Annotated in this window: 15 protein-coding genes; 13 read left to right on the top strand and 2 right to left on the bottom strand. The window is 58.6% G+C overall.

Annotation, left to right across the window (positions count from 1 at the left end):
- The first annotated feature begins 103 nt into the window (after nt 1–103).
- From serB to CARG_RS07980, 4 genes are all read left to right on the top strand, one after another.
- Nucleotides 104–1393 carry a phosphoserine phosphatase SerB gene (gene serB, locus CARG_RS07995; RefSeq protein ID WP_021012142.1) on the top strand — a complete coding sequence of 430 codons (1290 nt, stop codon included), beginning with the start codon at nt 104–106 and terminating at the stop codon, nt 1391–1393.
- A 48-nt stretch (nt 1394–1441) separates the two neighbouring features.
- A complete protein-coding gene (locus tag CARG_RS07990; RefSeq protein ID WP_021012141.1) occupies nt 1442–2440 on the top strand; it encodes a YciC family protein in 999 nt (332 codons plus the stop codon).
- 13 nt (nt 2441–2453) lie between these two features.
- Nucleotides 2454–3251 carry a YwiC-like family protein gene (locus tag CARG_RS07985; RefSeq protein WP_021012140.1) on the top strand — a complete coding sequence of 266 codons (798 nt, stop codon included), beginning with the start codon at nt 2454–2456 and terminating at the stop codon, nt 3249–3251.
- Between the two features lie 154 nt (nt 3252–3405).
- Nucleotides 3406–3630 carry a hypothetical protein gene (locus CARG_RS07980; RefSeq protein ID WP_021012139.1) on the top strand — a complete coding sequence of 75 codons (225 nt, stop codon included), beginning with the start codon at nt 3406–3408 and terminating at the stop codon, nt 3628–3630.
- Here CARG_RS07980 and CARG_RS07975 read toward each other — a convergent pair.
- Nucleotides 3627–4913: a S8 family serine peptidase gene (locus CARG_RS07975; protein WP_021012138.1), complete on the bottom strand. Its 1287-nt coding sequence runs from the start codon at nt 4911–4913 to the stop codon at nt 3627–3629. The genes CARG_RS07980 and CARG_RS07975 overlap by 4 nt on opposite strands.
- The gene (gene eccD / locus CARG_RS07970) at nt 4913–6559 is read right to left on the bottom strand and encodes a type VII secretion integral membrane protein EccD (RefSeq protein WP_081761660.1); all 1647 of its coding nucleotides are present in this window, start codon (nt 6557–6559) and stop codon (nt 4913–4915) included. The genes CARG_RS07975 and eccD overlap by 1 nt, the downstream gene beginning before the upstream one ends.
- Nucleotides 6560–6788: 229 nt before the next feature.
- On the opposite strand from eccD, the gene eccCa reads away from it, so the two are divergent.
- From eccCa to glmM, 9 genes are all read left to right on the top strand, one after another.
- Complete coding sequence (gene eccCa / locus CARG_RS07965) at nt 6789–10541, top strand: type VII secretion protein EccCa (protein WP_021012136.1); 3753 nt, start codon at nt 6789–6791, stop codon at nt 10539–10541.
- Complete coding sequence (locus tag CARG_RS07960) at nt 10538–11716, top strand: type VII secretion-associated protein (RefSeq protein ID WP_021012135.1); 1179 nt, start codon at nt 10538–10540, stop codon at nt 11714–11716. Before eccCa ends, CARG_RS07960 begins: the two co-directional genes overlap by 4 nt.
- Before the next feature lie 220 nt (nt 11717–11936).
- On the top strand, nt 11937–12254 hold the full coding sequence (locus CARG_RS07955) for a WXG100 family type VII secretion target (RefSeq protein WP_021012134.1): 318 nt from the start codon (nt 11937–11939) through the stop codon (nt 12252–12254).
- Nucleotides 12255–12303: 49 nt separating this feature from the next.
- Nucleotides 12304–12594: a WXG100 family type VII secretion target gene (locus tag CARG_RS07950; protein ID WP_021012133.1), complete on the top strand. Its 291-nt coding sequence runs from the start codon at nt 12304–12306 to the stop codon at nt 12592–12594.
- A 386-nt stretch (nt 12595–12980) separates the two neighbouring features.
- Complete coding sequence (gene rplM / locus CARG_RS07945; RefSeq protein ID WP_021012132.1) at nt 12981–13424, top strand: 50S ribosomal protein L13; 444 nt, start codon at nt 12981–12983, stop codon at nt 13422–13424.
- On the top strand, nt 13421–13939 hold the full coding sequence (gene rpsI, locus CARG_RS07940; protein WP_021012131.1) for a 30S ribosomal protein S9: 519 nt from the start codon (nt 13421–13423) through the stop codon (nt 13937–13939). Before rplM ends, rpsI begins: the two co-directional genes overlap by 4 nt.
- A gap of 165 nt (nt 13940–14104) precedes the next feature.
- Nucleotides 14105–14614 carry a hypothetical protein gene (locus CARG_RS07935; protein WP_144198611.1) on the top strand — a complete coding sequence of 170 codons (510 nt, stop codon included), beginning with the start codon at nt 14105–14107 and terminating at the stop codon, nt 14612–14614.
- Between the two features lie 195 nt (nt 14615–14809).
- Complete coding sequence (locus CARG_RS07930) at nt 14810–16738, top strand: acyltransferase family protein (RefSeq protein ID WP_021012129.1); 1929 nt, start codon at nt 14810–14812, stop codon at nt 16736–16738.
- 69 nt (nt 16739–16807) lie between these two features.
- Complete coding sequence (gene glmM, locus CARG_RS07925) at nt 16808–18151, top strand: phosphoglucosamine mutase (RefSeq protein ID WP_021012128.1); 1344 nt, start codon at nt 16808–16810, stop codon at nt 18149–18151.
- Nucleotides 18152–18229 lie beyond the last annotated feature (78 nt).

Genomic DNA, 18229 nt, shown 5'->3' with positions numbered 1-18229 from the left:
GCAAGGGTCGGGGGCTCACGGCTTTTCTATATCTCGGTGGGGTTCAGGTGCGCAAGCCACACCCGGTTTAAGTGTTCGGCTTACTAAGTGCAACAATAAGGACGTGAATTCATCGACTAGTCTTGCCAGTGACATCACCGTAAACCTCTCGCCCGGTTTGGTTCCGGCCGTGGTCATTGTCTCGGGTGCGGACCGCCCCGGTGTTTCGGGCGCGTTCTTCCGTGTTTTGGCCTCGCATCAGGTCCAGCTGTTGGACGTTGAGCAGTCGCAGTTCCGGGGGCGCCTCAACTTAGCGTCGTTGATTGGTGTCGACCCAGCTAGGGTTGAAACCCTCAAAGAGGGACTTAGTGAAACCCTCCGTGGATATGGACAGTCGGTCAGCGTCGAAGTGCAGGAGACATTGCATTCCACCCGCCCGTTGTCCACCCACGCTGTTGTTGTGTTGGGCGACCCGGTGACTGCCTCCCATGTGTCGCGCATCGGTCAGACGCTTGCGGATTATGGTGCGAACATCGATACGATCCGTGGCATTGCTGATTATCCTTTGACCGGTTTGGAGCTGAGTGTCACTGTCGCTGATCCAACGCCCGGTGGTGGCGTGGCGATGCGTAAGGCACTGGCGGAATTGACCCGCCAGATCGGAGTGGACATTGCTATTGAGCGCGCTGGGTTGCAGCGTCGCTCTAAGCGTCTGATTTGCTTCGACTGCGACTCTACGCTGATTACTGGCGAGGTCATCGAAATGCTTGCAGCCCGCGCTGGTCGTGAGGCTGAGGTTGCGGAGGTGACCGCTCGTGCGATGCGCGGTGAGTTGGACTTTGAGGAGTCTTTGCGCGAACGCGTTCAGGCTCTAGCTGGTTTGGATGCTTCCGTTATTGATGACGTCGCGGCGGAGATTGAATTGACGCCGGGTGCGCGCACCACGATCAGGACGTTGAAGCGGATGGGCTACAAGGCCGCTGTGGTTTCTGGCGGTTTCATCCAGGTACTTGAGGATCTTGCGCAGGAGTTGGATCTTGATTACGTTCGGGCTAACACGCTCGAGATTGTTGACGGCAAGTTGACCGGTCGGGTTGTGGGTAAGGTTGTCGACCGTGCTGCGAAGGCTGAGTTCCTGTCTGAGTTCGCGGCCGATTCGGGCCTGAAGATGCATCAGACTGTCGCTGTCGGCGACGGCGCTAACGATATTGACATGTTGTCGGCGGCCGGCCTGGGCATCGCCTTTAACGCGAAGCCCGCGTTGCGTGAAGTGGCCGATGCCTCGGTCAATCACCCCTTCCTCGACGAGGTTCTTTACATTTTGGGTATTTCCCGTACGGAGATCGACAACGAAGATCTGTCTGACGGTTCCTTCCGCAGGGTTCCGTTGACTACGTCCGAGACCAACACCTAAACTCCCATCAAAAGCTACTGCCTATAAACAAGCCTTTAGGAGCACCTTATGACTAACCCTTTTGATCCCCAGAATGACCATCCAGGAGCAGGGGAGCAGCCTCAAAGCATGCCACCACAAGGGCAGCAGCCCCAACAGCCGCAGCAGCCCGCTCAGCCGGCTTACCCCCAGCAGCCTGCTCAGCCGGTTTACCCCCAGCAGCCTACCCAGCCGGGCTATAACCAGCAGCCCAATCCTGGTGCACAGCAGCCCGGCTTTGGTCAGCAGCCGAACTACGGCCAAGCGCCCCAGTTTGGTGCGCAGCAGCCCGGCTACGGCGCGCCGGCGGCCCGCACCTTCGGCACATTCGACGCAATGGAATCCTTGAGCTTCGGTGCGCGCATGTTCGGTCGCGACGTCGTCCAGTGGCTCATTGCCGGTGCCATTCCCGCCGTCGTGATGATTGTTGCGTTTATCTTCGGGATGGTCGGCATCACCGCAATGAGCGACAGTGCAACTAGGGGTTATTCCGGTGGCTACTACACCTATGAAGAGCCCAGCTCCGCTGGTGTTATTTTCGGCGGGGTCGGTCTCGGCGTGTTTATGCTGGGTATGGTCGTGGCCAGCGCGTTGATGATCATCTATAGCCTGGGTGTTTACCGGGTCTCCGCACTGGTTTTCAACGGGCAGTCCTTCACCTGGAAGGATGTCTACAACCTCAAAGGCACGGGCAAGCTCTTTGGCGTGATCTTCTTGACGGCACTCGCCGTCAACGTCGGTATGATGTTGTGCATCCTGCCGGGTATGGTTCTGGCCTTCCTCTTGGTCTTTGCACCTGCCTTTGCGGTCCTCGAACCCGGCCGCAGCCTGGGAGACGCCTTCAGTCGTTCACTGACCCTGGCGAAAGAAAACGTTGGACCCACGCTGATTCTCGTTCTGCTGTCGGCAGTCATCATGTGGATCGCAAGCATGATCATCATCGGCTCCGTGCTGTTGGCCCCGGTGTTCGCCTTCGCCTACGGCCACGCCATTCGTCGCGCACAAAACATTCCGGTTCCGACTGTTTAAAACTAGGTCCATTATGTCTACCGCCACTCGACCAGCTCGCCCACGCAAGCGTAAAAACACCGGCTGGGTTCCAGATCAGCATGGCGCATGGGCCATGGTTATCACCCCCTACGTGCTAGGTGTTGCCCTAGCCCACCCCGTGTGGGCACACCTACCGTTGGGGGTTGCGTGGTTGAGCGGCTACTTCGCCTTTTTTGCTGCCGGACTGTGGCTGAAAGCGCCGCCGCGGCGCCGAGGTACTTATGTTCGGCCGCTGACTATCTATGGTGCGGTTGCCGTTCTCGGCTGTTGTGGTGTGCTCGCTATGACGCACAGCAGCGTCGCCCAGCTACTAGTTGCAGGCGCGTGCTTTGTCCCGCTGGTAGCGGTGGCCGTGTACGAGGCCTACCGCAAGCGGCCTCGATCGGTACTTTCCGGCGTAGCCACCACGATTGCTTCAGCAGGCGTGTTGCCGGTGTGCTTGCTGGTCGCCGATAAACCGGTGCTGTGGGGGCCGACGATCATCCTCGGCCTGTATTTTTCTTCAACGATCTTCTACGTCAAGACGTTGATTCGGAACCGCGGACAGCGCCAGTGGTTGAACTATTCCATCGCGGTGCACCTTGGCTGCGCGATAATTGCGCTGGTGCTAACACTGGCAGACGTCGTTCATTGGTCGGCCATCGTATTCTTCCTCGCTGCAACAGCGCGCGCGTGGTGGATGCCCGTGAGCGGTGAACAACGCCCCAAGCCGTGGAGCCCAAAACAGGTAGGTATCCAAGAGATCTTCTGGATCATTGCGGCATCAGCGGTGGCAGTGTTTTCCGCATAAACACCAAAGTTTTGGACTAAAGCCATGAGTCGTGTCGACACACATAGTCCTCAGCGCAGGGTTCGGAAGACTGCGGACTCTACAGAGTCGTGAAGTTTTCCCTCCGAGCAGTTCTGGTAAATGGAGTGCTGGCCTTCATCCACAGTTGGCCGCGGTGGCATGGTCCATCTTTAAAACCAATGTGCTGCGAACACTCGTGCTCATCGTCGCAACCATGCTGTTCTTTGTCACAGCTGTGATCTGCAGCCACCACGAATACACGCTGCCGCTCATCCCGATGTTTGTCCTAGGCACACCCGTGGTGGCGTTGGTGTGGCTGGAATGTTTCTGGCAATCTGTCGCGCGTATCGACCGGCTACCTGTACCGAAGCTTCGCTAGGTTTTCCCCGCGGCGTCATTATCCTTGTGTAGTTTCTGCCGGGGGCTAGCAGTGGCCATCGCAAGGAGCGACACCCCAAGACACCCGCCAGCTATAAGCGCAGCCAGTGCCGTGCTGCCGGGGGATAATGCGGACTCCCAACTGCGCGGTCTGTGCGTGGTTGACAGTTCAATAGCCTGGGTGGTTTTTTCTTCTTTGGCGGTGCTGCTTAGTGGGGAGGTCACCGCATGCACGGGGGATATGTAGCCGGTTGCGGGATCGCTGTTGTGGAACAAATGCTGCCTGAACTCCTCTGTTGAAGCGTTCGGATGGCGCTGCTTGAGGGCCGCGACAATGCCGGTGATGATGGGCGCTGCGAAACTCGTTCCGATGATCGGCTTGGCTTCCTCGCGGGGGCCGGCAGGGGCAAATGCCTCAATGAAGCCCTCGCCTCGGGGGTCGAGCCCGTAGGGTACATGCCCCTGCGCGGCGATCAGCTGCTCTACGTTGTGCGGAGGCAGAGCGTACTGCGCCGGCAATCGTGGGCTGTCCAAAGCACTGACGCTGACAACCCGTGGATCGGCCCCGGGGAAAATGGTGTCACCGGGCTGGCAATTGGGGCTGTTGTTACCGGATGCCGCAACGACCACAGTACCTTGGGCTTCTGCACGATCGATGACTGCGGCTAGCTGTTGCCGGGCTACCGCTGCTGTATGTTCGTCAGGTGCACACGCGACGACCGAAAGGTTAATCACATCAGCTTTCATATCGAGGGCGATCGAGATGGCGTCGATCATTGTCGCGAGGTTGCCGCCGGGATCCTGATGTTGGTTGTTGGTGATGGCAGTGGTCTGCTTGATGCTGATGATCTCTACGTCAGGCGCGATGCTTGCGATCCTGCCTGCCACGATGGTGCCATGCCTGTCGCAATCATCGAATGGTCCGACGGTGATGTCTGCTGCTGATTCGCCAAGACGCTCACCAATGACGTCGCGTCCGTCCACGACGTTGAGCATGGGGTGCTGAGCTACACCTGTGTCAATGACAGCCACGGTTACTCCGCGTCCGGTCGCAAAATCGTGGACTGCTGCCAGCCATGGTTCTGGTGCGGCATCCGGGGCGGGATCGAATGGTATGACGTCTGGGCAGATTCGGTCAACGGCAGGGACCCTGGGTAGGGCAGTAGCGTCGTCTTCCTCAGGCTCTTCGGCATGCGTTGGTGTCATGAGATACAACGGCCACAGTGCGGCCACGACCAGGACAGTTAGCGCGTGGAGGTGTCCTCTCAGGGTATGTGCGGCCATCACATGCTCCTGAGCATCTCAAACACTCCAGCTAGGTGAAGCGCTAGGGGAATGCAGGCGACGAGAGCTAGCGTTTCCAGCCGCTCCAACCAGGCGATGGTGGTTGGCGAGAGTCTGTCCAACACCCCGGCCCAGCGGGTGTGCGTGAGCGCGCTGAAACACATGAGTATCGGCGGTACCCACGCCCAGAGATTTAACGACTGAGGGCTGTGCGCTGCGACCAGCGCCGAAGCAACGATCGTTGACGTGGCCCAACACCACAGCAGCCACTGGGACAACCTGTCGCTGTGCCGGACGCTGTGCAGCCCAATCGCAGCTCCGACGCACACAACTAGCGCCTGGGGAAAACCGCCAGCGGAATCCAACCCGATGCGGACGCACCCCCATATGGCCACCGCGCACACCCCAGCGATAGCTCCAGAATGGATAGCGGCCGCGCGCTCCGCGTGCTCATCGGCGTCCGGCTGAATATCCTCACAGTGCTCAATATCAGTGCCGGGACCAGGCAAAGTGGGTAACTTCAGTCCAGCGAATCGGATGCTCACATGAGCAAGAACCACTAGGACCACCAAGCTCACGGCCTCGCACACAGCAGCGACGGAAGTCACCGATGTGTGGGGAAGAAACCACGCCCAAGAAGACAACAGTCCTACGCTTGCGGCGCTTGAGGCAGCGGCTACCCACATGACGATGCGGCGCGCGATGGATCTTTCGGCCTGGCGTTGGTGATCAGAGACAAAGGGGCCAAGCCGAACTGCACTGAGCGCCGGTGGATGGGCCACCACCACCAGGATGGAGGCCCCACACGTGGCTGCGCACGCAGCAATCACCGAATAACCCACGGTAGATTCTGGTGCTCTACACGGGCCCAACCCACCAGCACCGAAGCTACAGCTGGCCGCCTCAGAAAAAGTCGTATAACCCCCAACCATCACCCAAGCAGCAGCCGCGGCATAAGCCACCGTGGCTCCTGCCAACACCATCGCCGGGGCATAATGCTGCCGATCCTTCTGTGTTGCGCGAACAGACAACAGCCACGTCACCAGAGCAAAGAGCAAGCAACCGCCTGCCAGCAACGCACTGGATGTGGAGGTGACCGCCACGTCTGAATCAGCCACCGTCGACGCCACTCGACGCGCCCCACCCGACAACAAAGCAGCCGCCGCCAGACACGCAGCCACCAGAGTCGGCACCCCCAACGGACTTGGGGCCGGAACCGACGCGACGTCAACAAGTGATTCGGCAGCATCCTTGAGTATCGTTCCCTGAGCACCATTATGAGGCATCAGCACGATGCAGTCCCCAGAGACCAGGCCGAGCTCGCCCAGAGGCATGCCCGCATCCACCGGCTGACCTAAGGGAGTGCGCGCCTGCCAACTGATGCTCAATTCCGGTGCCCCGACTGCGTCGATAATGTCGTCCAAAACTTCCGCGAGACAACTACGCGCCGGGACTTCAATAGCAACCTGAGGCAGGCGAGTGCGTTTGGATGCGTGCGGTAGATCAATACGCACCGCAAGCTGGATCAACCCATGCATTACCCCGTGCCTCACCGCTTCGGCGGCCCCTTGAGATTCGCTGCTGGCGTGACCATCGGAGCTTGAGGCGGCCACGGCCGAATCCGGTGTCACGGATGAAGAGTGCATTAGAAAACCCCCACATGAATAAAAAACTTTCCCCGAAAAGCTGCGCGAGTAGCGCACTGTCGCCTAGTATAGGCCGAAACTGCACACAATGGGGCAGCTTTTACACGGGGAAGAACAATTTTTTAGTGATAGTGGGGGGACAATGTCCATGTACGCGACGTCGATTTACACACCAGAAAGTCACGTTGTTTATCCGCTGAGCGAGGCACGAAAGCAACCCGCTCCACCTATGCCCGAAGGCAGCATCAGTGTTGACGCCGTGCCTGCCGCACCCCGCCAACAACCCATGCCGCTCATGCGCCTGGCGGTGCCGATAATCATGGTGGTAGCCATCGGTGCTGTCATCGGGTTGATGCTGATGTCGGGACGGGGTATCCACCCCATGATGATGATTTTTCCCCTCATGATGCTGGTGAGCATGGCGGCGATGTTCAGCCCACCAACCGGTGACGATGTCGACGACGTGCGCCGGGGCTACGTCCGCCACCTGCGCACGGTGCGCACCGTAGCCATCGACCACGGGCGAATTCAACGCGTCGCGCTTGCCCACAAGCACCCAGACCCACAGGCTCTGTGGTCTATGGTCGGATCCCGCCGAATGTGGGAGGCAAACACCGCAGACGTCGACGATCTGGCAGTGCGTTTGGGGGTCGGCTCCGTAGCACTGTGCACCCCGCTTGAGGTTGCCGAACCCACTTACAGTGAAGACGCCGACCCCGTGTGTGCCATCAGCCTGCGACACGTGCAGCGAAGCGTTGGGATTGTCGAAGACGCTCCTATCACCATGGAGTTCGCGCACTTTACCCGCGTGGGGGTCGGTGGGCCCCACGCCGCGCAGCACATCCGGGCCCTGATCAGTAGCCTCGCGTTCTCCTACGGGCCCGAAATGCTCTCCGTCGAAGTGATTGGCGAAGGATTCGAATGGGTGAAGTGGCTGCCACACACCGTTGGGCAGCCTGACCGGGGAGTCGCAGCAGTCAGGGTGTTGATTCTGAGCGAATTGGACGCGGGCATGATCAGCAGCGAAGAAATCGACGACCTCATCCACGATGGGGGACCCCAACACCAGGGCTACAACATCGTCTTCGACGTAGTCACAGCACCTGATGCGCCCACCATCGGACGCATGCGCCAATCGGATATTTACTTCGATGTGCGCGACGGGGATATCCGTGTGCCATCGGCCAACGGAATGGACACCCTCTGCCGCGCAGACCTGCTCAGTGAACAATTAGCGACCATCACAGCCCGGAAAATGTCCGGCTACCGTCGACCCGTAGAAATAACCGGAAAACGCTCCACACGCCTTCTGCCACTGCTTGGATACGACAATCTCCACCAGTGGAAAACCACCATGTGGTCCGCACGACGCCAAGGACGCGACAGGCTACGGGTGCCCATCGGACTCGACCGCCAAGGACGTCCCCTAGTGATCGACCTGAAAGAATCCGCGCAAGGTGGAGACGGCCCCCACGGCTTGCTCATTGGTGCGACCGGCTCAGGAAAATCCGAACTTCTACGCACCCTCGTCGTTGCCTTGGCAGCAACACACAGCCCAAGCGAACTGAACATGGTGCTCGTCGACTTCAAAGGTGGCGCGACCTTCCTCGGACTCGAACAGCTACCGCACACCGCTGCAGTGATCACCAACCTAGCAGAAGAATCCGTCCTGGTGGAACGCATGCACGCCGCCATCAGTGGTGAGATGAACCGCAGGCAAGAACAACTACGCAAAGCCGGAAACTTCGCCAACGTCGACGCCTATAACGAAGCAGCCCACCGCGCGGGCACCGAACCCATGCCAGCACTGTTCATCGTCATCGATGAATTCTCCGAACTTCTGGCACAGCACCCCGACTTTGCCGAACTCTTCGTCGCAGTCGGCCGCCTTGGACGTTCGCTCCACATCCACCTCCTGCTCGCCAGCCAACGACTCGAAGAGGGAAAACTCCGAGGACTGGAATCGCACCTGTCCTACCGTATTGGACTCAAAACCTTCTCAAGCGCAGAATCCCGCCAAGTCCTCGGAGTGACCGATGCCTACACGCTGCCCTCACGCCCAGGCGCCGGATACCTCAAACGAGACTCCGAGGGGGTCCTTGGATTCCACACAAGCTACGTATCCGGCACACTCGAAGCCAAAGAACTCGCACAACCAACCACCACGCAAACCCCAGGCCACAACGAAAACTCCGCAGTTCAACCATTCACCCTGCGCACCCTACAAGCACAAGCGCAGGGACAATCGGCAGACGCGGCGTCATCACCCAACGACAGTCAACACAACGCCCAACCTGCCACCCGCACCACCCTTCTCGCCGCCATCGCCGAAGGCGCACAACAACAAGCCGGACGCCGCGGACTGCGCGCCCACTGCATGTGGCTGCCCCCACTACCACCACGTATTTCCCTAGGGCAGCTCATCGGAAGCGCACAACCCAACCACGGCGGACACACTGACACCGCCGAGGATGCCAACACCCTAGCCTGCACAATAGGCATCATCGACCGCCCTTACCACCAACGCCAAGACCCCTTCGTGCTGGACATGGGTAGCTCCGGAGGACACATGGCGCTCTGTGGAGGCCCACAATCCGGAAAAACGACAGCGCTACGCACCCTCGTGCTATCCATCGCCGCAACGCACAACACCTCCCACGTCCGCTTCTACATCATCGACTTCGGTGGCGGGCTCCACGACCTCAACAGCCTGCCCCACGTCGCAGGAATCGCAGGCAAAAAAGACAAACAACGCGTCGAAAGGATCATCGACGAAGTAACCGGACTGATCGACAACACACAGACAAAAACCACCGACCCACACCACACCATCCTCATCGTCGACGGATGGCACGTCCTCGGCCACGACCACGAACACCTACTCGACCGATGCGCCCGAATCGCCGCAGACGGACCCAGCAACGGAATCCACCTAGTGATGAGCACCCAACGCTGGACAACCGTACGCCCCGTCATCCGCGACCTCATCCACCACCGAATCGAACTCAAACTCGCCGAACCCATGGACTCACTCATCGACAGGAAAGCACAAATTGCGCTGGTGGGCGCGCCGGGCAGAGGGCTCACCCCAGCAGGCGAACACATGTTGATCGCGCACACATCACCCCAAGACACCGCCCACGTAAGCTCCATGACCCAGGGCATGCCACCAGTACCAGCACTCAGAGTGCTACCGACACACCTATCGCTGCAAGAAGTCCAAGCAGAACTCGACGCAATGGCAGCCAGGGGACAGGGGGCCACACCACAAGACGGCACCCACTGGATCCCCCTAGGAATAGGCGGAAGCGACCTCGCACCCGTCGGCTGGACACCACACACCAGCCCACACCTACTAGTCATCGGTGCACGTGCCTGCGGAAAATCCACAACCCTACGCACCATCATGCAAGGCATCAGCGCCATAGGCAGAGAACAGGCACGAATGATCGTCATCGACCACCGACGACGCCACCTCGGCATGCTTGAGCAAGACATGCTGGCGGCCTACTGCCCCGCGACGTCAACAAGCACAGAAGCAATAAAAAACCTCTGCGTCACGCTGAAAAGCCGACTACCAGGGCCCGACATCAGCCCAGAACAACTACGCGAACGCAACTGGTGGAGCGGGCCAGAACTATACCTGTGTATCGACGACGCAGACCTACTGGAAGAACAACTACTGCTGCCCTTGAAAGAATTCCTACCCCTATCAGCAGACATCGGACTTCACGTAGTCCTAGCGCGCAAAGCCGGAGGCTTCAACCGCAGCCTTTTCGGCCCACTCATGAGCGAACTCAAAGACCAAGTACCGGACGTCATCGTGATGGACGCCGACCGCGAAGACGGGCCAATCTTCGGGGTGAAAACCACCACCCAACAACCCGGCAGAGCCATCCTCGTGACACACGGCCATAACGCAGGAACCATCCACATTGCCCAACCCGACACCCCACCGAACCAAACGGAACAACAATCATGAACACCGCACACACCGACAAAGCCACACGCTGGACAGTCAACGTAGCCCTCGGACGAGCCGCCACGGTGTTCAGCATCATCGACGGCAACACCGGCCAACAACACGGGACAAAAACCTACCGCTTCGACCTACCCTACGAAGGACTACAAGATGGCTGGGCAGTAGCCGGGATCATCCAACAAATGAGCGACCTGATCGACGCTGCCGAACGCGATGCAGGCGACCCACAAGCCGCAAGCCCGCAAGACATCGCCATCAACATCACCGAAGAACCAAGCCGCAGCGACTCCGAGGCCAGCCAAGAAACCGAACAAACCTCAGCGGGAGTACAGCACCTTATAACCGCGCTGCAACAAAGAGGCTACGACGTAGACTCCCAGGCCCAGCCGGACCCCACAGAAGACACACCCCGCACACCGCAGCCGACGCACACCACGCAGGCGGAGCACACCCCACCACAATCCACACCACAACGCTCGCACATAGAGCGACCCACGCGACGTCACCACCCAAAGAAACACCGCATGCGGCCACAAGGCCGGGGAAAAACACGCATCCAAACGACCACCATCGCGGCAGCAGCAACTTTAGTGGTCGCCCTGTCTGCGTTTTTCATCCTGACCTCCAACGGAAGTAGCCAAGAGCACGCGCAGTCGCGCACACAGCCCACCAGCCGTGCCGCAGCCCCGACCCAGAGAACCCCAAGCACAACCACACTCACCTCAGCCCCCGCGACGTCATCAAGTCAAGCGCAACAGCCCGCCACCATCCGAGAACTGCACGGACTGAGCTTTCACACACCACATGGCTACGAGGCGCAAGAGCTACCCGACGGGCGCCTCCAACTATCAGGCCAACATCCAGAGCTGAGGATCTACTTGGCGCGCGACGACCTTCACGGGACTGACGCCGACCTGATCTTGGAACAAATGAGGCAGGAAATCGCCCAATCGCCGGGCACCGAACTCGCAACGGACAGCGCTTTCGGTGCTGAAGCAAGAGACACCGGACTGTTTTACACGGAAGACCCAGGTGACGGCAGCGCGACCTATTGGGCGGCATGGATTGAACAGGGGCAACTGATCAGCGTCGGATGTCACGCGCAGCATTCACTAGAGATCAGCCACCGGGCACTGTGCCGCGCAGTAGAGCACACCGTGAAACTCAGCGGCTAACAATGACTATGTAACTGGGGTTGAAAAACTGCAGCTCAGATGGGGTTGTGAAAAAAAATTTAAAAATTTTTAGATTCTGGGGAACCTGCCTCAAAGGCACTACGTCTAATACGTATGAAGGGAATTTAAGGGAAAAATTCTCTAACGGGGGGACAACCACCGTGAAGCACCCTTCTGAAAACAGCAAGCATCGTTTAACAACGAAAGGTGGGACGACACAATGTCGACACTATTTAGGACTGAAGCTGATGTGATGGTCGCGACCGCTGGTCGGGTCGATGACGTCAACAATCAAGTGCAAGGCGAACTCGGCCGGCTGCGGGGAGTCGTCGACGGGGTCCGCTCCAGCTGGGAGGGTGCTGCACAAGTGTCCTTCGACAGCTTGATGCAGCGCTGGAACACCAGCGCACGCGACCTTCAAGACGCGCTAGCGAGCATTTCGGACAACATCCGGTCCAACGCGAAGCACTTCGAAAACGTGGAAGCCGACAACGCTGCGGCATTCAACCAGGTTGGCGGCCAGGGGCTGGCCCTCTAACAACTGCCAGATCCACAGTCCAAACAATCTCACGAGGAGACAACACACTATGAACAGTGCAATCAAGTACCAATTCGGTGCGATCGAAGCAGCCGCCGCAGACATCAATGCTTCCAGCGGACAGATCAACGCCATGCTGGATGACCTAAAAAGAGGTATCCAGCCGATGGTCGCCACCTGGGAAGGTGACTCTGCAACCGCCTACCAAGAAGCCCAGATGAAGTGGGATAAAGCAGCCGCAGAGCTCAACCAGATTCTTGCGACCATTGCTCAAGCAGTGCGCCAGGGTAACGACCACATGTCGGAAATGAACCGCGCGGCAGCTTCGAGCTGGATGTAACAAGCCTGCTGTGTTTGCCCAAAAACGGTGTGCGCAGCACATTAAAAAATAGATCGATTGACCACTGTAGAGAAAGGAGGCCGCTTGGTACGACACTAGGGAAACACTATGAGGACGCCCTCCCGGTTGCGCAGGTACTGTTGAACTAGACCGATCCCCCGGAAAAACAAACGCGCAGCCGGGAGGACGCATATTCGGGGAACTTTAACATTTGTTTCGGACCTGCTTTTCCGTTATTATTCTTGAGTTCGAGTTTGGAAGCTTCCAGCAGTTGTCAAGTCCTGCTGAAAGCAGCAGGCTAGTGCGGGTCTCCACCGGCCGCCGTACCTAACGCCTTTCTGATCTTGTGTGGCTGGCAGTCCTAGACAGACTTATAAGGAGTCATTTTGTCTACTTTCCACCCTAAGAGCGGTGACATTACCCGTAAGTGGTACGTCATCGACGCCACTGACGTGGTTTTGGGTCGCCTGGCTTCCCAGGTTGCAGACCTGCTGCGCGGCAAGGGCAAGCCCTACTTCGCACCCAACGTTGATTGCGGTGACTACGTCATCATCGTCAACGCTGACAAGGTTCACATTTCCTCCAACAAGCGCGACCGTGAGTTCCGTTACCGCCACTCCGGTTACCCGGGTGGTCTGACGACCATGACCCTGGGTCGTTCCATGGAGCTGCACCCCGAGCGCGTCGTCTTCGAGGCTATCGAGGGCATGATGCCGCACAACAAGCTGACCCGCCAGTCCGTTAAGAAGCTGCGCGTGTTCGCTGGCGCTGAGCACCCCTACGCTGCTCAGAAGCCTGAAACCTACGAGATCAAGCAGGTGGCACAGTGACCGATCAGAACATCAACGACAACTTGGTAGCTGAAGCTGCTGCTGCAGCTAGCGAAGAGTTCACCAACACCATTGGTGATGCAGTTGCAGTCGAGGCTGAGGCTGAGGTTGCTGCTCCCGTTATCATGGATGGCCCCATCCAGACTGTTGGTCGCCGTAAGCGCGCCATCGTCCGTGTTCGCATGGTCGAGGGCAGCGGTAAGTTCGTCTGCAACGGTCGTAGCCTGGAAGAGTACTTCCCGAACAAGCTGCACCAGCAGCTGATCAAGGCTCCGCTGGTCCTTCTGGACCGCGATGGCCAGTTCGACATCCACGCTAACCTCACCGGTGGTGGCGCTAGCGGTCAGGCAGGCGCTTTCCGTCTGGCTATCGCTCGTGCGCTGAACCTTTACAACCCGGCTGAGCGTGCCGCCCTCAAGAAGGCCGGCTTCCTCACCCGTGACTCCCGTGCCGTGGAGCGCAAGAAGGCTGGTCTGCACAAGGCCCGTCGCGCACCGCAGTACTCCAAGCGTTAAGTCTTACTTTTACGCTGCTCGACACCGCGCCGTTCACTGCTCGTCAGTGGGGGCGCGGTGTTTGTGTTTTTCAGACGCTTACTCAAGCGCTTTTACCCCCGGGGTACCAGGTGGGGATGAACAGGGGATCAACGGCTGTGGCGTCTGTGATTGGTGGGGTTGAAGTTGATCCCTCCTCTCGAGGATTTTCAGCAGAACTCCAAGCCGGAAACCAACCAGCAGGTCATTCCCTACAAGTTCGGTAAGGAAGGCGGTTACAGCTTCGAGGTAACCCCGAAGTCCGAAGACGAGCTGAAGCTCAACCTCACCGGCGCAACCGCCGAGTTGCTTGCCGCACTCAAGGAAGGCGGCAAGGAAAAGCAGAAGGTCACCGACATCAACTGCACCGCTGAAGGCACCCTGGCCACCGTCAAGGTTGAAAAGGGCGACGACGTCACCCCGCCTCCGGCTGATCCCGGTTCCAGCGACCTCGGCGACAACACCTTCGTGAAGGTTCTGCTCGGCATTGGTGGCGCTATTGCAGTTCTCGGCGGACTGTTCGCTCTGCTGAACAACGCTGGCCTGCTGCCCCCTCAGCCCACTAACCTGATCCCCGGCCTGAAGGCTCCGGCTCCCGCACCTGCACCGGCTGCAGCTCCTGCTGAAGAACACGGTAAGGGTCTGCCCAAGAACTAAGACCTACGCGGTCACTCATTAGTTCATGCATCGCCTGTTCTTTTGGTGCGAGCACTCTCTCGAAAAGGGGTGTGAGCGCTCAAAAGGGCAGGCTTTTGCTCTTTTAAAAGGCACGGAAACTTTTTCACATCGGTCGCTGATACACTCTCCCATCGGGAGCTAATAGCGCTGCCGGATAAAGGGAGAACAGCTAACGTGGGACAGCCAGCACAAGTACAGCAATCGACGCCTCGTATCGGATCGAGGATTCGCCGAGTCAGTGGTATCGACGGACTGCGTGGTGTTGCTGTTGCTGCTGTCGTCATTTATCACTTTTTCGGAGACGTCTTCCCCGGTGGGTATCTCGGCGTTGACGTATTCTTCGTGCTGTCTGGATTTTTGATTACCTCTCTGCTCGTCCGGGAAAAGGTCGCTAACGGCACGGTATCCCTGAAACAGTTCTGGATTCGTCGCGCTCGACGCATCTTGCCCGCCGCGCTCACCGTGCTTGCTATTGTTACGGTTCTGTCAGCGATCATCGGTGGAGACGCAGGTGTCGGCCTCACAGCACAATTTCTCGGAACTCTGGTTTTTGCTAACAACTGGGTCCAGATAGAGGGGTCCCACAGCTACTTTGTAGACACCGGCGTGCAGGTATTCGCTCACTATTGGTCTCTAGCGGTCGAGGAGCAGTTTTATTTGCTGTGGCCGCCGTTGTTCGCAGCTATCACCGGGGGTCTTTTTGGCGGTCGTGCCCTGCGCGGTGCAGCCCTGCGCACCCGTTTGACCGCGGCTGCGGTCTTAGCGACGATCCTCGGCGCGGGGTCTTTTGCCCTGATGGTGGCGTTGTATAACCCCGAGGCAGACCCTACCCGTGTGTATTATGGGACCGATACGCACTCCTTCGGTTTGCTCATCGGTGTAGTTCTGGCGATCGTGATGACTTCCGACAGTTCAGATGCGACAGATTCCTGGCCACAGCGACGAAACCCGTTGCGCATTCCGGTGGTTGCTGCATTGTTGGGAACCCTTGCGGCAGCAGGCTTAGTGGCGCTGTTTTTTACACTGCCAGATACTAGCCCCGTGACGTATAGGGGAGGTCTACTCGCGGGCTCGATTCTTACGGCGATCGTGCTGGCAAATGTCGTAATGGAAACGGGTCCGGTCAGCTACCTCATGCGGGTGCGTCCCCTTCGGTGGTTGGGGGAGCGTAGCTTTTCGCTTTACCTATGGCATTGGCCGGTGATTGTGCTACTGCGTGAGTTGTTGTTCGGTTATAGCTGGGGGCGTAATCCGTGGCTGCTGGGTGTGCTAGCGCTGGCGATTTCTGTACCATTGAGCCACTGGTCGTATGCCCGGGTGGAGACCCCGATTCGTCGTAAAGGGTACCGGGGCGCGATTCGCGGGTGGATCCGGGAGGCAGTATCGCCGGGGCCCCAGTCACGTCGTATCGCGGTGGGATATGCGGTGGTCACTATCTTCGCCACTGGCTCGATTGCTGCCTTCGCTTTGTCCCCGAATCAGACCACCTTGGAGCGGGACTTGGCAGAGATCAGTGCCGGTAGTGGTAACGATGCGCCCGAAAAGGCGCAGTCCGTTCAAGAGGTGAAAGAAGTTCCGGCGATGCCTACGGGGGACCAGATCACGGCCATCGGCGATTCGGTGATGCTCGCTAGTGCACCAGCGCTTGAAGAACGCTACCCAGGTATCTACATTGATGCGGAAGTTTCCCGCGCGATGTTGTCGATTGGTCCGACGATCGACCAATTGGAGGCAACTGATTCGCTGGATCCGTTTGTGGTACTGGGCTTTGGCACAAATTCCGCGATCGAGCCAGAAGTGATCGACGAGGTCATGGACAAGTTAGGCCCGGATCGCATCGTGGTGGTGACGTTGCCTTATGGCGATCGCTACTGGATTCCGATTTCTCAACAGACAATTATTGACGCCGCGGAACGTCACCCTAACCTGTATGTTGCGGATTGGTGCCACGCCGCGCAGTCGGATCCGTTGGCGTTGCGTCAGGACTTGATCCACCCGACTGAGGAGGGTGCGGTGTTGTACGTGGATGCGGTGACGGCAGCGTTTGAGCAGTGGACCTTGCAGGACGAGGACGCCAAGGTGATCCCCGAGGTGTGCTCGTAAATCCTTGCCGGCTGTCTGTGCGGCCTGTGAAGACCACTTGAGGGCCCTTTGGGGGCATACTTGGTGGCTATGAGTCGACTTTTTGGTACTGATGGTGTGCGAGGCCTTGCTAATAAGGCTTTGACTGCGGAGCTTGCGTTGAAGCTGGGTGCGGCCGCAGCTCACGTTTTGACCAGCGAGAATCGCACATCCAAGCGTCGACCTGTTGCTATTGTTGGCCGCGATCCGCGTGTGTCGGGGGAGATGTTGGCGGCGGCGCTGTCTGCGGGCATGGCGAGCCGCGGCGTCGATGTGTTGCGCGTGGGTGTTTTGCCGACACCTGCTGTTGCTTTCCTGACCGATGATTATGGTGCGGACATGGGTGTGATGATTTCCGCATCGCATAACCCCATGCCCGACAATGGCATTAAGTTTTTCGCCGCCGGTGGCCACAAGCTAGCTGACGAGGTCGAAGACGAGATTGAGCGCGCGTTGCACTCCCTTCCAGAGACGGGCCCTACCGGCCATGGCATCGGTCGTGTCCTTGAGGAAGCCCATGACGCCCAGGAGCGATACTTGCAGCACCTGTCGGAGTCTATGCCGGCGAACTTGGATGGCATCAAGGTAGTTGTTGACGCCGCGAATGGTGCGGCTTCAGATATCGCACCGTTGGCGTATGGTGCTGCAGGTGCTGAAGTTGTGGCAATCCACCACGAGCCCAATGCCTATAACATCAACGATCACTGTGGTTCGACCTACATTGAAGAAACTCAGCGTGCCGTCGTTGAACACGGGGCTGATATCGGCTTGGCTCATGACGGTGACGCCGACCGTTGTCTTGCTGTGGATGCAGAAGGCAACGTTGTTGACGGGGATCAAATTATGGCGATTTTGGCGCTGGCGATGAAAGACAATGGCCAGCTGACCAAGAACACACTCGTCGCCACGGTGATGAGCAACCTGGGACTTAAGCTCGCTATGGATGAAGCCGGCATTACCTTGCGCACCACGGCCGTTGGTGACCGCTATGTGCTCGCTGAGCTCACTGATGGGGGTTATTCTCTGGGTGGCGAGCAATCAGGCCACATTGTGCTACCTGACCACAGCACCACCGGTGATGGTGTTCTGACCGGGCTTGCCTTGATGTCTAGGATGGCCGAAACGGGACTGAGCCTCAAGGCTCTCGCCGGAGCCATGATGGTGTTGCCGCAGGTGCTGATTAACGTACCCATCTCGGACAAGTCGATCATCGCTGAACACGAACGCGTAGTTGCCGCAATCGCCGCCGCAGAAAGTGAGCTGGGATCGTCTGGCCGCGTGCTGCTGCGCCCCTCTGGAACTGAGGAGCTATTCCGAGTCATGGTGGAGGCAGCCGACGCAGAAACCGCCCGAAAAGTGGCTGGACGCCTCGCCGCAGTCGTCGCAGACGTCTAAAGTCACCTGGACGCCGCAACCCCCGCGACGTCATCAATAAAAAAATTTTAGACCCTCGTGGAACCCACGGGGGTTTTT

It is taken from the genome of Corynebacterium argentoratense DSM 44202, assembly GCF_000590555.1.
GTDB lineage: Bacteria > Actinomycetota > Actinomycetes > Mycobacteriales > Mycobacteriaceae > Corynebacterium > Corynebacterium argentoratense.
The sequence above is the reverse complement of the archived record's forward strand: the minus strand, read 5'-3'. Positions and strand labels throughout refer to the sequence as shown.

What these genes read in the sequence shown, in the direction of transcription:
- CARG_RS07950 (WP_021012133.1), top strand. Translation starts at nt 12,304, where the DNA reads ATGAACAGTGCAATCAAGTACCAATTCGGTGCGATCGAAGCAGCCGCC.
- CARG_RS07975 (WP_021012138.1), bottom strand. Translation starts at nt 4,913, where the DNA reads ATGGCCGCACATACCCTGAGAGGACACCTCCACGCGCTAACTGTCCTG.
- eccD (WP_081761660.1), bottom strand. Translation starts at nt 6,559, where the DNA reads ATGCACTCTTCATCCGTGACACCGGATTCGGCCGTGGCCGCCTCAAGC.
- CARG_RS07985 (WP_021012140.1), top strand. Translation starts at nt 2,454, where the DNA reads ATGTCTACCGCCACTCGACCAGCTCGCCCACGCAAGCGTAAAAACACC.
- CARG_RS07960 (WP_021012135.1), top strand. Translation starts at nt 10,538, where the DNA reads ATGAACACCGCACACACCGACAAAGCCACACGCTGGACAGTCAACGTA.
- glmM (WP_021012128.1), top strand. Translation starts at nt 16,808, where the DNA reads ATGAGTCGACTTTTTGGTACTGATGGTGTGCGAGGCCTTGCTAATAAG.
- eccCa (WP_021012136.1), top strand. Translation starts at nt 6,789, where the DNA reads ATGCCCGAAGGCAGCATCAGTGTTGACGCCGTGCCTGCCGCACCCCGC.
- CARG_RS07990 (WP_021012141.1), top strand. Translation starts at nt 1,442, where the DNA reads ATGACTAACCCTTTTGATCCCCAGAATGACCATCCAGGAGCAGGGGAG.
- CARG_RS07955 (WP_021012134.1), top strand. Translation starts at nt 11,937, where the DNA reads ATGTCGACACTATTTAGGACTGAAGCTGATGTGATGGTCGCGACCGCT.